The sequence below is a fragment of the Photobacterium kishitanii genome, assembly GCF_000613045.3.
Classification (GTDB): Bacteria; Pseudomonadota; Gammaproteobacteria; order Enterobacterales; family Vibrionaceae; genus Photobacterium; species Photobacterium kishitanii.
This window is the reverse complement of the sequence record NZ_LN794352.1, coordinates 25838-44422: the sequence shown is the minus strand read 5'-3', so window position 1 is coordinate 44422 and position 18585 is coordinate 25838. Positions and strand designations below refer to the sequence as shown.

Here is an 18585-nt window from a genome sequence, read left to right as displayed (position 1 = left end):
ACGGTCAATAGTTACTCAATAAAAAATCCTATTTAATGCTTTTCTCTGTGGATAACTATAGATCTAAACGGTGATCAACCCATAGTTATCCATTTAATAACTTATAGAGCCACGAGCCCCTGTGTATAAGTAGCTATTTTGATCCCAGCATACTATCAGGAAGATCCAAGCTACTCCACAGCAAATGATCTTCCTTAAATGCATGATCATAAGGATCATTTAGCGGTTATCCACACGATCAGTGGATCCTAATAGTAGATCTAACAGAAGATCTCTTTAAAAAGATCTTATATATATTTAAACAGAGTAAATCGTCGATCAAATGATCTTTATGAAAGATTCTCTCTTGCCAAGAAACAGGATAGAATGTCGTCCCTTTGCTCGAGTTAACTCACTGGCTATTTAAATACCTGAGGAAGTTTCATGTTTTACCAGGAAAAATTTGATGTCATCGTTGTGGGTGGCGGTCATGCCGGTACAGAAGCGGCACTGGCAGCTGCCCGAATGGGACAAAAAACCTTACTGTTGACCCATAATATCGATACGTTGGGCCAAATGTCGTGCAACCCAGCTATCGGCGGGATCGGGAAAGGACACCTGGTTAAAGAAGTTGATGCCCTTGGTGGCTTGATGGCACGTGCCATCGACAAAGGCGGAATTCAGTTCCGTACTCTCAACTCTTCCAAAGGCCCAGCAGTACGGGCAACACGTGCACAAGCTGACCGTGCACTTTACAAAGCAGCAGTACGTAACGTATTAGAAAATCAGCCAAATTTAATGATTTTCCAACAAGCTGTGACAGATTTAATTGTTGAAAATAATCGCGCAACAGGCGTGGTTACAGAAATGGGATTAAAATTCCATGCCAAGGCTGTGGTATTAACCGTAGGAACATTCCTTGGTGGTAAAATCCATATCGGTTTAGAAAATTACAGCGGTGGTCGTACTGGTGATCCAGCATCAAATGCATTGGCTGACCGTTTACGTGAACTACCGTTACGCGTGGATCGTTTAAAAACAGGTACTCCACCACGTATTGATGCCCGTAGTGTCGATTTTAGTGTGCTTGAAACCCAGCACGGTGATAACCCGACCCCAACGTTTTCGTTTATGGGTAAGAAATCGGATCACCCACGTCAAATTCCATGTTTTATCACTTACACCAATGAGCGTACCCATGAGGTTATTCGTAATAACCTCGATCGTAGCCCAATGTATGCAGGTGTGATTGAAGGTATTGGCCCGCGTTACTGCCCATCAATTGAAGATAAAGTAATGCGTTTTGCGGATAAAAATAGTCACCAAATTTTCATTGAGCCTGAAGGCTTAACAACCAATGAACTTTATCCGAACGGCATTTCTACCAGTCTTCCATTTGATGTTCAAATGCAAATTGTTCGTTCAATGAAAGGCTTTGAAAACGCAACGATTATGCGTCCAGGTTATGCGATTGAGTATGATTTCTTTGATCCGCGAGACCTTAAGCAAACCTTTGAAAATAAATATATTGATGGTCTGTTCTTTGCGGGACAAATTAACGGTACTACCGGTTACGAAGAAGCGGCAGCTCAAGGCCTAATGGCAGGTATGAACGCTGCACTGCAAACGCAAGACAAAGAAGGTTGGAGTCCACGTCGTGATCAAGCCTATATGGGTGTATTGATTGATGACCTATCAACCATTGGTACCAAAGAACCTTACCGTATGTTTACTTCTCGTGCAGAATACCGTTTGTTGTTACGTGAAGATAATGCCGATTTACGTTTAACCCCAATGGGACGTGAATTTGGTTTAGTGGATGATGAGCGCTGGGCGCGTTTCAATCAAAAACTAGAAAATATGGAACAAGAACGCCAACGTTTGAAAGATATTTGGGTTAATCCAAACTCGGATCATATTGAAAGTTTGAATAAGATCCTTAAGTCACCGATCGTTCGTGAAGCCAATGGTGAAGATCTTCTTCGTCGTCCAGAAGTGACTTATGAGCAATTAACCACTATTGAAACTTTTGCGCCGGCTCATGAAGATATTGAAGCGCGTGAGCAAGTTGAAACGCAAATTAAGTATCAGGGTTATATTGATCGTCAACGTGATGAAGTAGAAAAATCATTACGTCATGAGACCACTAAATTACCGTTTGATCTTGATTACAGCTTGGTTAAAGGCTTATCGAATGAAGTAGTGATTAAGCTTAATGATGTTAAACCAGAATCGATTGGTATGGCATCACGTATTTCAGGTATTACACCAGCGGCAATTTCATTGTTATTGGTATATTTGAAAAAACACGGCTTGCTTAAAAAAGGCGAATAAGGGCTAGATAATGAAACAACGTTTAATACAACTTATCGCTCAAACTGAATTACAGGTCACAGAACAACAACTTGATCAATTGATTGGTTATGTGCAACTGCTGCACAAATGGAATAAAGCGTATAATCTGACTTCAGTACGTGATCCTAATGAAATGTTAGTTAAACACATTATGGATAGTATTGTGGTGAGCCAGTATCTAGATGGTGAACGTTATATTGATGTTGGTACTGGGCCTGGATTACCAGGGATCCCATTAGCCATTATGTGCCCGAATAAATCCTTTACTCTGCTTGATAGTTTAGGCAAGCGGATTCGATTTATTCGCCAAGTGATCCATGAGCTAAAAATTACCAATGTCACCGCAGTACAAAGTCGTGTTGAAGAATTTGATCCAGGTGAAGGTTTTGATGCGGTATTAAGCCGTGCTTTTGCCTCAATGTCAGACATGGTCAATTGGTGCCACCATTTGCCAAAACAAGGCGGTCAATTTTTCGCACTTAAAGGTCAGTACCATCAGGATGAAGCTTCAGAGCTCCCTGAATGGTGTACTGTCGTTGAGGTTAAATCTTTGCACGTTCCTGACCTCGAAGGCGAACGTCATTTAGTAGTCTTGACGGCCAAAGATTAATTGTTGAGGTTTTTTTGTGGGAAGAATCATAGCTGTTGCAAATCAGAAAGGTGGTGTTGGTAAAACAACATCGTGTGTCAATCTGGCTGCTTCATTGGCTGCTACTCAGCGTAAAGTATTAGTGATCGATCTTGATCCTCAAGGCAACGCTACCATGGCCAGTGGGGTCGACAAATACCAAGTCGAAGCTACCGCTTATGATCTTTTGGTTGATGAAACTCCTTTTAATCAGGTTGTTATTAACGAAACCACGGGTGGCTATCATTTAATAGCCGCTAATGGTGATGTTACCGCTGCTGAAATTAAACTGATGGAAGTGTTTGCTCGCGAGACGCGGTTACGTAATGCGTTGGCTTCGGTGCGTGATAATTACGATTATATTTTTATTGATTGTCCACCATCATTAAACTTGTTAACTATCAATGCAATGACTGCTGCAGACTCGGTATTAGTACCAATGCAATGTGAATACTTTGCTCTGGAAGGTTTAACGGCATTGATGGATACCATCAGTAAATTAACCGCAGTGGTTAATAGTGATCTTAAAATTGAAGGTTTGTTACGGACCATGTTTGATCCGCGTAATCGACTTTCTAATGAGGTATCACAGCAACTTAAAAAGCATTTCGGTGATAAAGTATATCGTACTGTTATTCCACGTAATGTACGCCTTGCTGAAGCGCCAAGTCATGGTCGCCCAGCAATGTATTATGACAAATATTCCAGTGGTGCTAAGGCGTATTTAGCGCTAGCAGGTGAAATGATTCGCCGTGATGAATTAGCACTGCAAGCCACTCAGGTTGAAGCGTAAAGGTTTTCCATGAATTTCAATAAACGAGGCTTGGGCAAAGGCCTTGATGCCCTACTAGCCACCAGCAATGTTGCTCAAGCTAAGAAACAACAGAGTGATGAACATGCAGCACACCAAGCTGCAATCGATGGTGAACTACGCCAAATTGCAGTTACAGCACTTACTTCTGGTCAATACCAGCCCCGTAAAGCAATGGCTGCTGATGCACTGACTGAGTTAGCGGACTCAATTCGTGCTCAAGGTATTATTCAGCCGATTGTTGTACGTCGTCTTGATAATCAACGTTATGAAATTATTGCCGGTGAACGTCGTTGGCAAGCAGCCCGTCAAGCCGGGTTAGAGGTTGTGCCTTGTATCATTAAAAATGTTGATGATCGTACCACCGTTGCCATTGCACTGATTGAAAATATTCAACGCGAAGATCTTAATGCGATTGAAGAAGCACGTGCTTTAGAGCGTTTACAGCAAGAGTTTTCATTAACTCATCAGCAGGTTGCTGACGCTGTGGGTAAATCTCGTGCCGCGGTTTCTAACTTACTGCGATTAAATCAATTGTCTGATTCTGTCAAACAACTGGTTGAACAAAAACAGTTGGAAATGGGTCATGCAAGGGCTTTATTGGCCTTAGATGATCAGCAACAGTTAGCTACAGCACAAATCATCATCAATAAGTTGTTAACTGTGCGCGAGGCTGAAAAGCTAGTCAAAACACTGTTAAATCCACCAGCGCCAGCAGCGAAGTCGGTACCGCAACCACAAACTGTCGCATTGCAATTAAGTTTGAGTGAGCGTTTTGGTACCAAAGTTGCCATTAATCAAAATAAAAATGGTAAAGGTAAAATTGTTATTAATTTCGACCAACAAGATAAACTAGCGCAAATTCTTGCAATGTTAGGCCATGAACTGTGATCTGGTCGCGGTAATTTTTGATTAAAAAATTACCCGATGGTGGTTAGGTTATTTTGTTGTAAAATATAAATGTTTTTTTTGCTGCAATAAGATTGCATTCAATCTATTCAGCCGTATAATTTTCGCTGTATTTCCCTGCACTCATGTGCCGTGGAATGGACTCGAGGAACGAATACATGGTATCGGCGCTAGTGAAACCGGGACGCCAGTTGGCAAAGCGGTTGCTGTTACTACAATCTGGCGTCGTAGTAGCTACGGCATTAACGGCAGTCTTCGCTGTCAATGTTGACTGGGGAATCTCTGCACTTATCGGTGGCGGTATTTTTGTAATTGCCAATACCGTATTTGCTATGTGTGCGTTTATGTATAGTGGTGCCAGGAAGGCACGATTAGTCATGGCGTCATTCTATGGCGGAGAAGTGCTAAAAATCCTCATAACAGTCATCCTTTTTGCCGCAGCTTACCTGTATAAAGGGGTGGAACTTGTTCCCCTCCAACTAACCTATTTGCTGGTTCTTGGTATTAATATTTTTGGACCGGTTTTATTCATTAACAACAACAAATAGGATGAGTTATGGCTGCGCCAGGTGAAGCGCTAACGCCGTCAAGCTACATAACCCACCACTTAACTAACCTGTCGACAGACAAGCTCGGTTTAGTGAGTGAAGGTAGTTTCTGGACGGTAAATATCGACAGCCTTATTTTTTCTGTTCTGACCGGATTATTCTTTTTATGGGTATTTCGTAAGGTAGCAAAACAGGCGTCATCAGGAGTACCAAGTAAGTTACAATGTTTTGTTGAAATGGTAGTTGAATTCGTTGATACCAACGTTAAAGATACTTTCCATGGACGCAATCCACTTGTTGCTCCGTTAGCACTAACCATTTTCTGTTGGATTTTACTGATGAACATCATGGACCTAGTGCCAATTGATTTTCTTCCGTATGCCGCACAAAGTGTTGGGATCCCTTATTTGAAAGTGGTTCCAAGTGCTGACGTTAACATCACTATGGCAATGGCGTTAGGCGTATTCGCATTGATGATTTACTACAGCATCAAAGTGAAAGGTCTGCTCGGCTTTGCTAAAGAACTGGCTCTTCACCCGTTCAATCACCCAATTATGATTCCGTTTAACCTGCTTCTTGAAGTGGTATCGCTAATTGCGAAGCCAATTTCATTAGGTATGCGTTTATTCGGTAACATGTTTGCTGGTGAAGTGGTGTTTATTCTTATCGCGGCGTTGATGCCGTGGTGGGCTCAATGGCTAGGCTCGGTACCGTGGGCTATTTTCCACATCCTGGTCATTACAATTCAAGCATTCGTATTCATGATGTTAACTATTGTGTACCTGTCTCAGGCACATGAAGACAATCATTAACGATTATTTGTAAATTTTATATTTTTTATTGGCACTTTAGCCGACAACTATAAACTGGAGATAGTGATGGAAACTTTACTAAGCTTTTCTGCAATTGCCGTGGGCATTATTGTAGGTCTTGCTTCCCTTGGTACAGCGATCGGCTTCGCAATTCTTGGTGGTAAATTCCTTGAAGGCGCTGCACGTCAACCTGAAATGGCGCCAATGCTGCAAGTTAAGATGTTCATCATCGCAGGTCTATTGGATGCGGTACCAATGATCGGTATCGTAATCGCGTTGCTATTCACATTCGCAAACCCATTTGTTGGCCAACTAGCTGGCTAATAAACCGCTGTGATCAGCCTTTCTCAAAAAGGCTGACTCCAGAGTAAATGGACCCTAGCAACCCTTTTTAAGGAGATGCGTTGTGAATATGAATGCAACTTTGCTGGGTCAGGCTATCGCTTTCTTCTTATTTGTCGTGTTCTGCATGAAATATGTATGGCCGCCAATTATGGAAGCGATTGAAGAACGTCAGAAAAAAATTGCTGACGGTTTGGCAGCAGCAGATCGCGCTGCCAAAGACCTGGACCTTGCACAAGCTAATGCTTCTGATCAATTGAAAGAAGCGAAACGCGCCGCGAGTGAGCTGATTGAACAGGCAAATAAGCGTAAAGCTCAAATTGTCGATGACGCTAAAATTGAAGCCCAAGCTGAGCGTGAGAAAATTCTTGCTCAAGGTATGGCTGAAATTGAAGCTGAACGTAATCGTGCTCGTGATGAGTTAAGAAAACAAGTTGCAACTCTAGCTGTGATTGGCGCTGAGAAGATCATTGGTCGCTCCATCGATGTGGAAGCGCAAACTGATATTCTTAACAAACTCACTGCAGAACTGTAATTAAAGGGGCAAGCACATGTCGGATATGACTACTATCGCACGCCCCTACGCTAAAGCAGCATTTGACTTTGCGGTCGAGAAAGGCGAACTAGCACAGTGGGCAGAAATGCTAACTTTTGCTGGCGCTGTGGCAAACAATGACACTATGCAAGATATTCTTGATAGTGGCTATGCCGCTGACAAGCTTGCTGAAATTTTTGTTTCAGTATGCGGTGAGCAACTCGACGAATTCGGTCATAACCTAATTAAAGTTATGGCTGTTAATGGACGCCTCAATGCGCTACCTGATGTCTGTGGTGAATTCATGCTGATGAAACATGAGCATGAAAAAACCATCGAAGCCATGGTGATATCTGCCATCGCTCTTGATGAAAACCAGTTAGATGCGATCAGCGCCAAACTTGAGCAGCGTTTAGCACGTAAAGTGATGTTGACCTGCAGTGTAGACGAGACCCTGATTGCTGGGGTCGTAATTAGAGCTGGAGACCTTGTTATCGATAACTCTGTACGGGGAAAATTGAACCGTCTGAGCGATACTTTGCTGTCTTGATTTGGGGAATTGGAGCATGCAACTTAATTCCACGGAAATTAGCGCACTGATCAAACAACGTATTGAAAATTTCAACGTTGTAAGTGAAGCGCGTAACGAAGGTACTATCGTTTCTGTAAGCGATGGTATTATTCGAATCCATGGCCTTGCTGACGTAATGCAAGGTGAAATGATTGAACTACCAGGCGGACTGTTCGCCTTAGCACTTAACCTTGAGCGTGACTCTGTAGGTGCGGTAGTTATGGGCCCTTATGCTTCACTACAAGAAGGCATGAAGGTAATCGGTACTGGTCGTATTCTTGAAGTACCGGTTGGTCCTGCACTACTTGGGCGTGTTGTTAACACCCTAGGTCAGCCTATTGATGGTAAAGGTTCAATTGAAACAGAGACATTCTCTCCTGTTGAAGTAATTGCACCAGGTGTAATCGATCGTAAATCTGTTGATCAGCCAGTTCAAACTGGTTACAAAGCAGTTGATGCGATGATCCCTATCGGTCGTGGTCAGCGTGAGCTGATTATCGGTGACCGCCAAACGGGTAAAACCGCGATGGCTATCGATGCCATCATTAATCAGAAAAATTCTGGTATCTACTCTGTGTATGTGGCTATTGGCCAGAAAGCTTCAACGATTGCGAACGTGGTTCGTAAACTTGAAGAGCACGGCGCATTGGAAAATACTATTGTTGTGGTTGCATCAGCTTCAGAAGCTGCTGCGTTACAATACCTTGCACCCTACTCAGGTTGTGCAATGGGTGAGTATTTCCGTGACCGTGGCGAAGATGCACTGATCGTATACGATGACTTGTCTAAACAAGCTGTTGCTTATCGTCAAATCTCACTATTGCTAAAACGTCCACCAGGTCGTGAAGCATTCCCTGGTGATGTTTTCTACCTTCACTCTCGTCTTCTTGAGCGTGCATCACGTGTTAGTGAGCACTACGTTGAGAAATTTACGAACGGTGAAGTGACAGGTAAAACCGGTTCTTTAACTGCGCTACCTATCATTGAAACTCAAGCTGGTGACGTATCGGCATTCGTACCGACTAACGTTATCTCTATCACCGATGGTCAGATCTTCCTACAAACAGAATTGTTCAATGCTGGTATTCGTCCAGCGGTTGATCCAGGTATTTCTGTATCGCGTGTAGGTGGTGCTGCCCAAACTAAAGTTATCAAGAAGCTTTCAGGTGGTATCCGTACTGCCCTAGCACAGTACCGTGAACTAGCTGCGTTTGCTCAGTTCTCGTCAGACCTTGATGATGCAACTAAAAAGCAGCTTGATCACGGTCAGAAAGTGACTGAGTTGATGAAGCAAAAGCAATACTCGCCAATGTCTGTATTTGAGCAAGCGATTGTTATTTTTGCTGCCGAAAAAGGTTACTTGAGCGATGTTGAACTTGCTAAGTTAGCTGATTTCGAAGCTGCGTTGCTTTCATTTGCCAAAGGTCAATTTGCTGAGTTAGTAGCTCAAATTGATGAAACGGGTGCTTACAACGATGATATCGAAGCGCAGTTTGCGAAACTGCTGCAAGATTTCAAAGCGACCCAAACTTGGTAATTGGTTGGTGATCGCTTAGCGATCACCTTCTAACGGAGAGTGACGATGGCCAGCGCAAAAGAGATTCGTAATAAGATCGGTAGTGTTCAAAATACACAGAAGATCACCAAAGCGATGGAAATGGTGGCAGCTTCTAAAATGCGTAAAACGCAAGAAGCGATGGAGTCATCACGTCCATATGCACAAACTATGCGCAAAGTGATCGGTCACATCGCCCTTGGTAGCCTTGAGTATAAACATCCTTATCTCGAAGAGCGTGAAGCCAAGCGCGTCGGTTACATCATTGTTTCTACAGATCGTGGTCTGTGTGGTGGCTTGAACATTAACTTGTTTAAAAAAGCCATTAACGATGTGCAGACCTGGTCTGAAAAAGGTGCAGACGTTGATCTCGCGTTAATTGGCGCGAAAGCAACGGCCTTTTTTAATAACTACGGCGGCAACGTAACGGCTCAAGTATCAGGCCTTGGTGATTCACCAACGGTTGATGAGCTGATCGGTACTGTTGGCGTAATGCTGAAGAAATATGATGAAGGTCAATTAGATCGCTTGTTCCTGGTATACAACAAGTTTGTAAATACCATGGTTCAAGAACCGGTGATTGATCAATTGTTGCCTTTGCCTAAGTCAGAAGACGAAGAGATGCAGCGCAGCCATTCTTGGGATTATATTTATGAGCCCGAGCCGAAACCTTTACTTGATGCTTTATTGGTTCGTTATGTTGAATCACAAGTGTATCAAGGGGTGGTTGAGAACCTTGCCAGTGAGCAAGCGGCACGAATGGTAGCAATGAAAGCTGCAACAGATAACGCAGGTGATCTGATTGATGACTTGCAACTTGTGTATAACAAAGCCCGTCAGGCGGCGATCACACAAGAATTATCAGAAATCGTTTCTGGTGCATCTGCTGTTTAAGGCAAAGAATTAATAAGTTTAGAGGATTAACGATGGCTACAGGTAAGATCGTCCAGATCATTGGTGCAGTAGTCGACGTAGAGTTTCCACAGGACTCTGTACCCAAAGTATATGATGCCCTACATGTTGATGCGAAAGAAAAAGGTACGTTAGTACTGGAAGTTCAGCAGCAACTTGGTGGCGGTATTGTGCGTTGTATCGCAATGGGTACTTCTGATGGCTTACGTCGTGGTTTGTCTGTAGAAAATACAGGCCGCCCTATTGAAGTACCAGTGGGTACGGCAACACTAGGACGTATCATGAACGTTCTAGGTCAACCCATTGATGAGTGTGGTGAAATCGGTGAGCAAGAGCGTTACGCTATTCACCGTCCAGCACCAAGCTACGAAGAACAATCAAATGCAACCGAACTGTTAGAGACAGGCGTTAAGGTTATTGACCTTATTTGTCCGTTTGCTAAGGGTGGTAAAATCGGTCTATTTGGTGGTGCTGGTGTAGGTAAGACCGTTAACATGATGGAACTTATCAACAACATCGCTCTACAACACTCAGGCCTATCGGTATTTGCCGGTGTGGGTGAGCGTACGCGTGAAGGTAACGATTTCTACTTTGAAATGCAGGAAGCTGGGGTTGTTAACCTTGAGAAGCCTGAAGAATCAAAAGTAGCGATGGTTTACGGTCAGATGAACGAGCCTCCAGGTAACCGTCTACGTGTTGCTTTGACAGGTTTGACTATGGCTGAGCGCTTCCGTGATGAAGGCCGTGACGTACTGTTATTTATCGATAACATTTATCGTTACACCCTAGCAGGAACCGAGGTTTCAGCACTATTGGGTCGTATGCCTTCTGCGGTAGGTTACCAGCCAACATTGGCTGAAGAGATGGGTGTGCTGCAAGAGCGTATCACATCAACTAAGTCTGGTTCTATCACCTCAGTGCAGGCGGTATACGTACCTGCCGATGACTTGACTGACCCATCACCAGCAACAACCTTTGCTCACTTAGATGCAACAGTTGTACTATCGCGTCAAATCGCATCGCTAGGTCTATACCCTGCGATCGACCCATTGGACTCAACATCACGTATGCTTGATCCTTTGGTAGTAGGTCAAGAGCATTACGACATTGCGCGTGGCGTTCAAAGTTTACTACAGCGTTATAAAGAGCTGAAAGATATCATCGCAATTCTAGGTATGGATGAGCTATCTGAAGAAGATAAGCAAGCTGTATCTCGTGCGCGTAAGATTGAACGTTTCCTTACACAGCCTTACCACGTAGCAGAAGTATTTACCGGTTCGCCTGGTATTTACGTATCACTTAAAGATACGTTACGTAGCTTTAAAGGTATTTTAGGCGGTGAATACGACGATATCCCAGAGCAGGCATTTATGTACTGTGGTGCGATTGAAGACGTATTAGAAAACGCCAAAAAACTGTAAGCTAATTAGGAGGCAATATGGCAGCGATAACCTTTCATCTGGATGTAGTTAGTGCTGAGAAACGTTTGTTTTCTGGCCGCGCTGAAAGTATTCAGGTAACAGGTAGCGAAGGTGAACTGGGTATTCATGCCGGTCACACGCCGTTGTTGAGTGCGATTACTCCGGGTATGGTACGTATTATCAAGCAAGGTGGCGAAGAAGATGTTATTTACATTTCTGGCGGCATGCTTGAAGTACAGCCTGGTATCGTAACCGTACTTGCTGACACCGCTATTCGTGGTATTGATTTAGATACTGCGAAAGCTGAAGAAGCAAAGCGCCAAGCTGAAGAAAGAATTCATAATCAGCATGGCGATATCGATTTTGCCCAAGCAGCCAGTGATCTAGCAAAAGCAATTGCTCAGCTACGCGTTATTGAATTGACCAAACGTCTACGTTAATCATATTTAATGACTGCATTATAAAAAGCGACCTTAGGGTCGCTTTTTTTATATGATTAATAACAATAACATATGTTAGATAGTCTAATGGTTGCTTTTTGATCATGTATAAATAAAACTTGTTTATACGGAGTTTTTTACTTGGTTATTTTTTAGTTAAAATACACAGTTCACCTTAAACCTATGTGCATCTACAGGTACAATAGGGATATACAAACCATATATGCATTCAGAGGAATATTCATCATGAGCTTTAGTGCTGTGATTCTTGCCGCGGGAAAAGGCACCCGTATGTACTCTAACTTACCCAAGGTACTTCATACTCTTGCTGGTAAGCCAATGGTTAAACATGTAATTGATACTTGTAATGATATCGGCTCAAGTAGCATCAACCTTGTTTATGGTCATGGTGGCGATACCATGCAGCAAGTATTAGCCAAAGAAAATGTTAATTGGGTACTACAGGCGGAACAACTTGGTACTGGACATGCGGTTAACCAAGCAGTGCCGAATCTTGCCGATGATGAGAAAGCATTAATTTTGTACGGTGATGTGCCGTTAATCAGTGCGCAAACGTTAGAGAACTTACTTGATGCACAACCTGATGGCGGGATTGCATTACTGACCGTGGTACTTGATGATCCAACGGGCTACGGTCGTATTGTGCGCCGTAATGGTCCAGTCGTTGCGATTGTTGAGCAAAAAGATGCCACGGAAGAGCAAAAGCTAATTAAAGAAATCAATACCGGGGTGATGGTTGCTAACGGTGGTGATCTTAAACGTTGGTTATCTTCACTTAAAAATGAGAATGCTCAGGGTGAATATTACCTGACAGATATTATTGAAATTGCTCATAACGAAGGTCGTGCTGTTGAAGCCGTTCACCCTGCGTTAGCAATTGAAGTTGAAGGGGTAAATAACCGCGTTCAACTTGCACGTCTTGAGCGTGCGTTCCAAAGTATGCAAGCTGAGCGTTTATTAGAGCAAGGCGTAATGTTACGTGATCCTGCTCGATTTGATTTACGTGGTTCACTACAGTGTGGTACCGACGTTGAAATCGATGTGAATGTTATCATTGAAGGTAGTGTTAGTATTGGTGATAACGTTATTATCGGTGCCGGCTGTGTACTGAAAAACTGTGAGATTGATGATAATAGTATTATCAGTCCTTACAGTGTTATTGAAGGGGCTACCGTTGGTGAAGCCTGTACTGTTGGTCCATTTGCTCGTTTACGCCCTGGTGCTGAATTGATGGCACAAGCGCATGTGGGGAATTTCGTTGAAATGAAGCAAGCGCGTTTAGGTTTAGGCTCTAAAGCGGGACATCTTAGTTATTTAGGTGATGCAGACATTGGTGCTAATGTAAATATTGGCGCGGGTACTATTACTTGTAACTACGATGGTGCTAATAAGTTTAAAACTGAAATTGGCGATAATGTGTTTGTTGGCTCTGATACGCAGTTAATTGCTCCTGTTAAAGTGGCTGCTGGTGCAACGATTGGCGCAGGTTCAACCATTAACCGTAATATCGGTGAAGATGAGCTTGTGATCACTCGTACGCCAGCACGTACGATCAAAGGTTGGAAACGTCCAACTAAAAAATAGTCTTATTCTATAACTGAAAAAATGTCAGTTTAAAGACCTTAATATTGTTAAGCAGAGCGCCAGCTCTGCTTTTTTATGGCTAATTTTTAGTCATTGTCGTGAGTTTTCGCTGCGATTAGATTATCCCCATACTGGATTATTTTGTGATGAAAATTATTGTAATGGTATTGCAGAATCCTTTTTACTAACGCTATACTAGTTTCAAATCGAAACTTATTGTGTTGTTTAACATTCATGTCGAAACGTAATACTCAGCAACGTCGCCATGCTATTGCCGTTATGGTTAGTGAGCAAGGTGAGGTTAGTGTTGATGTTTTAGCGCATCACTTTTCCACTTCAGAAGTCACTATCCGTAAGGATCTTGCCGCATTAGAGATCACTGGCTCATTGCTGCGCCGCTATGGTGGTGCGATTGCAATGCCGAGTGAAATTGTTACAACTGAACAAACTGAGCAAGTTTCAGTGTGTAAGTTAGCGATTGCTCAAGCCGCTGCTCAGCAAATTCGCGATCATCATCGAATTATTATCGATAGTGGCAGTACGACTGCTGCATTAATCTCTTTATTGGGAGGTAAGCAAGGCTTGATCGTGATGACCAATGCCTTACATGTCGCCAATGCCCTTAATGCACTTGAAAATGAACCGACGTTATTAATGACTGGCGGTACTTGGGATCCGCATTCCGAATCATTTCAAGGCCAAGTCGCTGAATCAGTTTTACGGTCGTATGATTTTGATCAGCTATTTATTGGTGCTGACGGGATTGATGTCGAGCGTGGTACTACCACGTTTAATGAATTAATGGGTTTGAGTCGGGTTATGGCTGAAGTGTCACGTGAAGTGGTGGTGATGGTCGAATCAAATAAGGTAGGCCGTAAAATTCCTAACCTTGAATTAGCTTGGCAAGGGATCAGTACCTTAATTACCGATGAGGGGTTAAGTGATACCGATAAAGCCAGTATAGAACAACATGGGGTACGAGTGATTCGTGCTGTCGTAACAGTATAACCTCAAGATAACCAAAGCAATGGTAAAGGAATTATTATGTGTGGGATAGTGGGTGCCGTAGCGCAACGTGATGTAGCTGAAATTCTAATTGAAGGTTTACGCCGTTTAGAATACCGCGGTTATGACTCCGCAGGTATTGCGATAGTGGATAGCAACAATACATTACAGCGTGTACGTCGGTTGGGCAAAGTACAAGCCTTAGCTGATGCAGTTGAAAGTACGCCTTTAAGCGGCGGCACTGGTATTGCGCATACTCGTTGGGCAACCCATGGCGAGCCTTCAGAAGCGAATGCTCATCCGCATATATCAGGCCAACATATTGCATTAGTACATAATGGTATTATTGAAAATCATCAACAATTGCGGGAGTTATTGCAAGAGCGAGGCTATGTCTTTAGCTCGCAAACTGATACTGAAGTGATTGCACATTTAGTTGATTGGGAATTACGTTCTGCGGCTAGTCTGTTAGCGGCGGTACAAAAAACGGTACTGCAATTACAAGGTGCATACGGAACGGTAGTAATGGATTGTCGTGATCCTGAACGGGTTGTGGTTGCTCGCTCTGGGAGCCCGTTAGTGATCGGATTAGGGGTCGGTGAAAACTTTATTGCCTCTGATCAATTGGCTTTATTAAACGTTACCCGCCGATTTATGTTCTTAGAAGAAGGTGATGTGGCTGAAGTCACTCGACGTAACATTGCAGTATTTGATCATAATGGCCAAGCCGTTGAGCGAGTGGTGAGTGAATCGACGGTTGAGCATGATGCCGCTGATAAAGGTCAATATCGTCATTATATGCAAAAAGAGATCTTTGAGCAGCCAAGTGCATTGATCAACACCATGGAAGGCCGTATCAGTAATGATCGTGTGATCATCGAAGCAATTGGCAGTGATGCTAATAAGATCCTCGAGAAAGTTGAACATATTCAGATCATTGCTTGTGGTACCTCATATAATGCCGGCATGGTGGCAAGGTACTGGTTTGAATCAATAGCCGGTGTCAGTTGCGATGTTGAAATAGCCTCAGAGTTTCGTTATCGCAAGTTTGTCACGCGACCAAATAGTTTATTGATTACCTTGTCGCAGTCGGGTGAAACAGCCGATACATTAGCAGCTCTCCGTCTTGCTAAACAAAAAGGCTATATGGCTGCTATGACTATCTGTAATGTGGCGGGTTCATCATTAGTACGTGAATCTGATTTAGCCTTTATGACTCGTGCTGGGGCTGAAATTGGAGTTGCATCGACTAAAGCATTCACTACTCAGCTGGTGGCATTGTTGATGTTAGTTACTGCGCTAGGTAAACAACAAGCAACCATCGATCAAGCGCAAGAACAACAAATTGTGGCTGCATTGCAGCAGCTTCCGGCTCAAATTGAAAAAGCACTGGCGTTTGATAAGCCGATTGAAGCATTAGCAGAAGATTTTGCCGATAAACAGCATGCGTTATTTTTAGGACGTGGGGAGTTTTATCCGATTGCTGTTGAAGCATCATTAAAACTTAAAGAAATTTCTTACATTCACGCTGAAGCGTATGCCGCGGGTGAGCTTAAGCATGGCCCATTAGCACTCGTTGATGCTGAAATGCCGGTGATTGTCGTAGCCCCTACCAATGATTTACTTGAAAAATTAAAGTCAAACATTGAAGAAGTTCGCGCTCGTGGAGGACTGTTATATGTCTTTGCTGATAATGAAGCTGGTTTTGACGATTGTGATGGTATGAAGATCATTACGATGCCAAAAGTTGATGAAATTATTGCGCCGATTTTCTATACCATTCCGATGCAGTTATTGGCATATCACGTGGCATTGATTAAAGGGACTGATGTTGATCAGCCGCGTAATCTTGCTAAAGCAGTAACGGTTGAATAATCGTTTAGATTGTTTTTTTTAGCGTAGATTTATTTAATAAAGAAGGTGCCATTGCTGGCACCTTTTTTTGTACGATTGGGAGTGCGGGTTAAGTCTAGTTATATTGGCATTGAGAACGTTTTTTTGCGAAATAGAAATGACGATCTCAAAAATGACGAACTGCAATTCAAAATAAAAAAAAGATATTAATTAAAAGGGTAATTGTCTGATTTTAGCGCCATCGTGGGTTAAAAAACTTGGCGTGTCATCTGCAAGGGTTGTTATTAGTACTAATGCTGATAACAGGTTTTGTGGAGTAAATGATGGCAGATCGTAAACAAGAGATGGCGGTACGGATTAAAGAAGCCCGTGAATGGAAAGGCTTAACTCAAGTTTATATGGCACAGCAATTAAAAGTGGCACGTCAAACCTATTTAGATTTAGAAACAGGTAAAACTGAGCCTAAGGTACGGTTATTGGTTGAGATTTCTGAGTTAACCGAAAGACCATTAACGTGGTTCATTTATGGTGATTCAGGGGTGGACATTATTGAGAGTGAATATAAAGAAGAGATCGATAAATTAGTGCAGTGTTTTGGCTGTTTACCGCATTCAGCGCGCCAAATTATTTTACAGCAGAGCATTCAATTAGCACAATTTATGGCGGAATATACTCGAACACTTACGCAACGCAAATAATGAAAAAGCAGCACTAGGGCTGCTTGATATTTTTATTACGTTGAATGTTGTTATTGGGCGAGAAAGAACTTATAAGCACAGTTATCAGTTTCATCATGCCAATGATACCCCAGTTTACGTAAGTGACTGGTAAACGATAGCAGATCATGATCAGCTAATTCAAAACCACATAATACACGGCCATAATCAGCGCCATGGTTGCGATAGTTAAATAAACTAATATTCCATTGGCTGCCTAAGGTCGATAGAAACTTAGTTAATGCGCCAGGATATTCTGGAAATTCAAAACTATATAATCGTTCTTGTAATGGTTTTGATGGTCGGCCGCCGATCATATAACGCACATGAACTTTGGCCATCTCATCATCAGATAAATCCATCACTGGATAACCGCCTTTGCGCAGATCTGCAATAATATGCTCAAGTTCTTGCTGGCCTTGAATTAAACGTACCCCAACAAATACATTGGCTAGTTTGGCGTCATTATAACGATAGTTAAATTCAGTCACGGCACGGCCACCAATAAGATGACAAAATTCTAGAAATGACCCTGGACGCTCAGGAATAGTGACCGCTAATAATCCTTCGCGTTTTTCTCCTAATTCACACCGTTCTGAGACATAACGTAAGCCATGAAAATTAAGGTTAGCACCAGATAAAATAGCGGCTAATTGTCGCTGTTGTAATTGTTGCTGCTCGGCATATTTCTTGAGACCAGCAAGCGATAGCGCCCCTGATGGTTCGGCAATTGCACGCGTATCTTCAAAAATATCTTTGACTGCGGCACAAATTTCATCACTGCTAACCGTGATCACATCATCGAGATATTGTTCACATAACCGAAAGGTTTCGCTGCCAATGCGTTTTACTGCGACGCCATCAGCAAACATTCCTACCTGATCCAGTGTAACCGGCTGGCCAGCATCAAAGGCCGCTTTTAAACAGGCAGAATCTTCAGCCTCGACGCCGATAACTTTAATCTCCGGTAGCAGTTGTTTTAACAGCACAGAGACACCTGCCGCCAAGCCACCGCCGCCAACAGGGACAAATACATATTCAAGATGACCATTTTGTTGCACCAACTCAATACCTATGGTGCCTTGTCCTGCAATGATGGCTGGATGATCAAAGGGTGGAATAAAAGTATAGCCATGTTGCTGGGCTAACATTTCGGCATGAATTTTAGCTTCGTCAAAATTATTACCGTGTAAGACCACATTACCGCCAAAACCACGTACAGCATCAACTTTAATATCGGGTGTGGTGCGTGGCATCACGATGGTAGCATTGACCCCCAGTTTTTGGCTTGATAATGCTAATCCTTGGGCATGATTACCTGCAGAAGCTGCAATGACGCCCGCTTGGCGTTGAGGCTCAGTGAGTTGGGTCATCATGTTGTACGCACCACGCAGCTTAAACGAATGCACTGGTTGGCGATCTTCTCGCTTTAGTTGCACATGATTGCCGATGCGAGCACTGAGGCGAGTCAGGCTTTGCAGTGGGGTGACTTGCGCGACTTCATAGACAGGCGCGCGTAAAATATTGCGCAGATAGTCTGCACCGCTAAGTAAGTATTGCTCGCTGACAGGTTTCACTTCGGCCATC

The 18585-nt window shown here is 43.1% G+C and carries 18 protein-coding genes; 17 read left to right on the top strand and 1 reads right to left on the bottom strand.

Features of this window, described 5'->3' with window-relative positions; genetic code table 11:
* Nucleotides 1-423 precede the first annotated feature (423 nt).
* From mnmG to PPBDW_RS00320, 17 genes are all read left to right on the top strand, one after another.
* The gene (gene mnmG / locus PPBDW_RS00400) at nt 424-2313 is read left to right on the top strand and encodes a tRNA uridine-5-carboxymethylaminomethyl(34) synthesis enzyme MnmG (RefSeq protein ID WP_036789101.1); all 1890 of its coding nucleotides are present in this window, start codon (nt 424-426) and stop codon (nt 2311-2313) included.
* Between the two features lie 10 nt (nt 2314-2323).
* Complete coding sequence (rsmG, locus tag PPBDW_RS00395; protein WP_036789100.1) at nt 2324-2944, top strand: 16S rRNA (guanine(527)-N(7))-methyltransferase RsmG; 621 nt, start codon at nt 2324-2326, stop codon at nt 2942-2944.
* A gap of 16 nt (nt 2945-2960) precedes the next feature.
* Complete coding sequence (locus PPBDW_RS00390; protein ID WP_036789099.1) at nt 2961-3755, top strand: ParA family protein; 795 nt, start codon at nt 2961-2963, stop codon at nt 3753-3755.
* A 9-nt stretch (nt 3756-3764) separates the two neighbouring features.
* Nucleotides 3765-4664: a ParB/RepB/Spo0J family partition protein gene (locus PPBDW_RS00385; RefSeq protein ID WP_036789098.1), complete on the top strand. Its 900-nt coding sequence runs from the start codon at nt 3765-3767 to the stop codon at nt 4662-4664.
* A gap of 176 nt (nt 4665-4840) precedes the next feature.
* Complete coding sequence (locus PPBDW_RS00380) at nt 4841-5230, top strand: F0F1 ATP synthase subunit I (RefSeq protein ID WP_036789097.1); 390 nt, start codon at nt 4841-4843, stop codon at nt 5228-5230.
* A gap of 8 nt (nt 5231-5238) precedes the next feature.
* Complete coding sequence (atpB, locus tag PPBDW_RS00375) at nt 5239-6042, top strand: F0F1 ATP synthase subunit A (protein WP_036789095.1); 804 nt, start codon at nt 5239-5241, stop codon at nt 6040-6042.
* A 66-nt stretch (nt 6043-6108) separates the two neighbouring features.
* The gene (gene atpE / locus PPBDW_RS00370; protein ID WP_012551447.1) at nt 6109-6366 is read left to right on the top strand and encodes a F0F1 ATP synthase subunit C; all 258 of its coding nucleotides are present in this window, start codon (nt 6109-6111) and stop codon (nt 6364-6366) included.
* A gap of 82 nt (nt 6367-6448) precedes the next feature.
* Entirely contained in the window at nt 6449-6919 is a 471-nt protein-coding gene (gene atpF, locus PPBDW_RS00365) for a F0F1 ATP synthase subunit B (protein WP_036789091.1), read from the top strand.
* 16 nt (nt 6920-6935) lie between these two features.
* The gene (gene atpH / locus PPBDW_RS00360) at nt 6936-7469 is read left to right on the top strand and encodes a F0F1 ATP synthase subunit delta (protein WP_036789089.1); all 534 of its coding nucleotides are present in this window, start codon (nt 6936-6938) and stop codon (nt 7467-7469) included.
* Between the two features lie 16 nt (nt 7470-7485).
* Complete coding sequence (gene atpA / locus PPBDW_RS00355) at nt 7486-9027, top strand: F0F1 ATP synthase subunit alpha (protein WP_036789087.1); 1542 nt, start codon at nt 7486-7488, stop codon at nt 9025-9027.
* Between the two features lie 45 nt (nt 9028-9072).
* Nucleotides 9073-9939: a F0F1 ATP synthase subunit gamma gene (gene atpG / locus PPBDW_RS00350; protein ID WP_036789085.1), complete on the top strand. Its 867-nt coding sequence runs from the start codon at nt 9073-9075 to the stop codon at nt 9937-9939.
* 32 nt (nt 9940-9971) lie between these two features.
* Nucleotides 9972-11378, top strand: coding sequence for a F0F1 ATP synthase subunit beta (gene atpD, locus PPBDW_RS00345; RefSeq protein ID WP_036789083.1), 1407 nt, complete (start codon nt 9972-9974; stop codon nt 11376-11378).
* 17 nt (nt 11379-11395) lie between these two features.
* Nucleotides 11396-11818 (top strand): F0F1 ATP synthase subunit epsilon, encoded by a 423-nt coding sequence (locus PPBDW_RS00340; protein WP_036789081.1) that lies wholly within the window; start codon nt 11396-11398, stop codon nt 11816-11818.
* Between the two features lie 246 nt (nt 11819-12064).
* Entirely contained in the window at nt 12065-13423 is a 1359-nt protein-coding gene (gene glmU, locus PPBDW_RS00335) for a bifunctional UDP-N-acetylglucosamine diphosphorylase/glucosamine-1-phosphate N-acetyltransferase GlmU (RefSeq protein WP_036789079.1), read from the top strand.
* Nucleotides 13424-13657: 234 nt separating this feature from the next.
* A complete protein-coding gene (locus PPBDW_RS00330; protein ID WP_036789077.1) occupies nt 13658-14431 on the top strand; it encodes a DeoR family transcriptional regulator in 774 nt (257 codons plus the stop codon).
* Nucleotides 14432-14467: 36 nt separating this feature from the next.
* Nucleotides 14468-16303: a glutamine--fructose-6-phosphate transaminase (isomerizing) gene (gene glmS, locus PPBDW_RS00325; RefSeq protein WP_036789075.1), complete on the top strand. Its 1836-nt coding sequence runs from the start codon at nt 14468-14470 to the stop codon at nt 16301-16303.
* Between the two features lie 302 nt (nt 16304-16605).
* Nucleotides 16606-16980, top strand: a complete 375-nt coding sequence (locus PPBDW_RS00320; protein WP_036789073.1) for a helix-turn-helix transcriptional regulator — start codon at nt 16606-16608, stop codon at nt 16978-16980.
* 50 nt (nt 16981-17030) lie between these two features.
* Here PPBDW_RS00320 and ilvA read toward each other — a convergent pair whose 3' ends face one another.
* Nucleotides 17031-18584, bottom strand: coding sequence for a threonine ammonia-lyase, biosynthetic (ilvA, locus tag PPBDW_RS00315; RefSeq protein WP_036789071.1), 1554 nt, complete (start codon nt 18582-18584; stop codon nt 17031-17033).
* Nucleotide 18585: the final 1 nt, after the last annotated feature.

Excerpts from the sequence above, each read along its gene's own strand:
- atpB (WP_036789095.1), top strand. The coding sequence starts at position 5,239 with ATGGCTGCGCCAGGTGAAGCGCTAACGCCGTCAAGCTACATAACCCAC.
- PPBDW_RS00320 (WP_036789073.1), top strand. The coding sequence starts at position 16,606 with ATGGCAGATCGTAAACAAGAGATGGCGGTACGGATTAAAGAAGCCCGT.
- atpD (WP_036789083.1), top strand. The coding sequence starts at position 9,972 with ATGGCTACAGGTAAGATCGTCCAGATCATTGGTGCAGTAGTCGACGTA.
- glmS (WP_036789075.1), top strand. The coding sequence starts at position 14,468 with ATGTGTGGGATAGTGGGTGCCGTAGCGCAACGTGATGTAGCTGAAATT.
- mnmG (WP_036789101.1), top strand. The coding sequence starts at position 424 with ATGTTTTACCAGGAAAAATTTGATGTCATCGTTGTGGGTGGCGGTCAT.
- PPBDW_RS00330 (WP_036789077.1), top strand. The coding sequence starts at position 13,658 with ATGTCGAAACGTAATACTCAGCAACGTCGCCATGCTATTGCCGTTATG.
- PPBDW_RS00385 (WP_036789098.1), top strand. The coding sequence starts at position 3,765 with ATGAATTTCAATAAACGAGGCTTGGGCAAAGGCCTTGATGCCCTACTA.
- atpH (WP_036789089.1), top strand. The coding sequence starts at position 6,936 with ATGTCGGATATGACTACTATCGCACGCCCCTACGCTAAAGCAGCATTT.
- glmU (WP_036789079.1), top strand. The coding sequence starts at position 12,065 with ATGAGCTTTAGTGCTGTGATTCTTGCCGCGGGAAAAGGCACCCGTATG.
- atpG (WP_036789085.1), top strand. The coding sequence starts at position 9,073 with ATGGCCAGCGCAAAAGAGATTCGTAATAAGATCGGTAGTGTTCAAAAT.
- ilvA (WP_036789071.1), bottom strand. The coding sequence starts at position 18,584 with ATGGCCGAAGTGAAACCTGTCAGCGAGCAATACTTACTTAGCGGTGCA.
- atpE (WP_012551447.1), top strand. The coding sequence starts at position 6,109 with ATGGAAACTTTACTAAGCTTTTCTGCAATTGCCGTGGGCATTATTGTA.
- PPBDW_RS00380 (WP_036789097.1), top strand. The coding sequence starts at position 4,841 with ATGGTATCGGCGCTAGTGAAACCGGGACGCCAGTTGGCAAAGCGGTTG.
- rsmG (WP_036789100.1), top strand. The coding sequence starts at position 2,324 with ATGAAACAACGTTTAATACAACTTATCGCTCAAACTGAATTACAGGTC.
- atpA (WP_036789087.1), top strand. The coding sequence starts at position 7,486 with ATGCAACTTAATTCCACGGAAATTAGCGCACTGATCAAACAACGTATT.
- PPBDW_RS00340 (WP_036789081.1), top strand. The coding sequence starts at position 11,396 with ATGGCAGCGATAACCTTTCATCTGGATGTAGTTAGTGCTGAGAAACGT.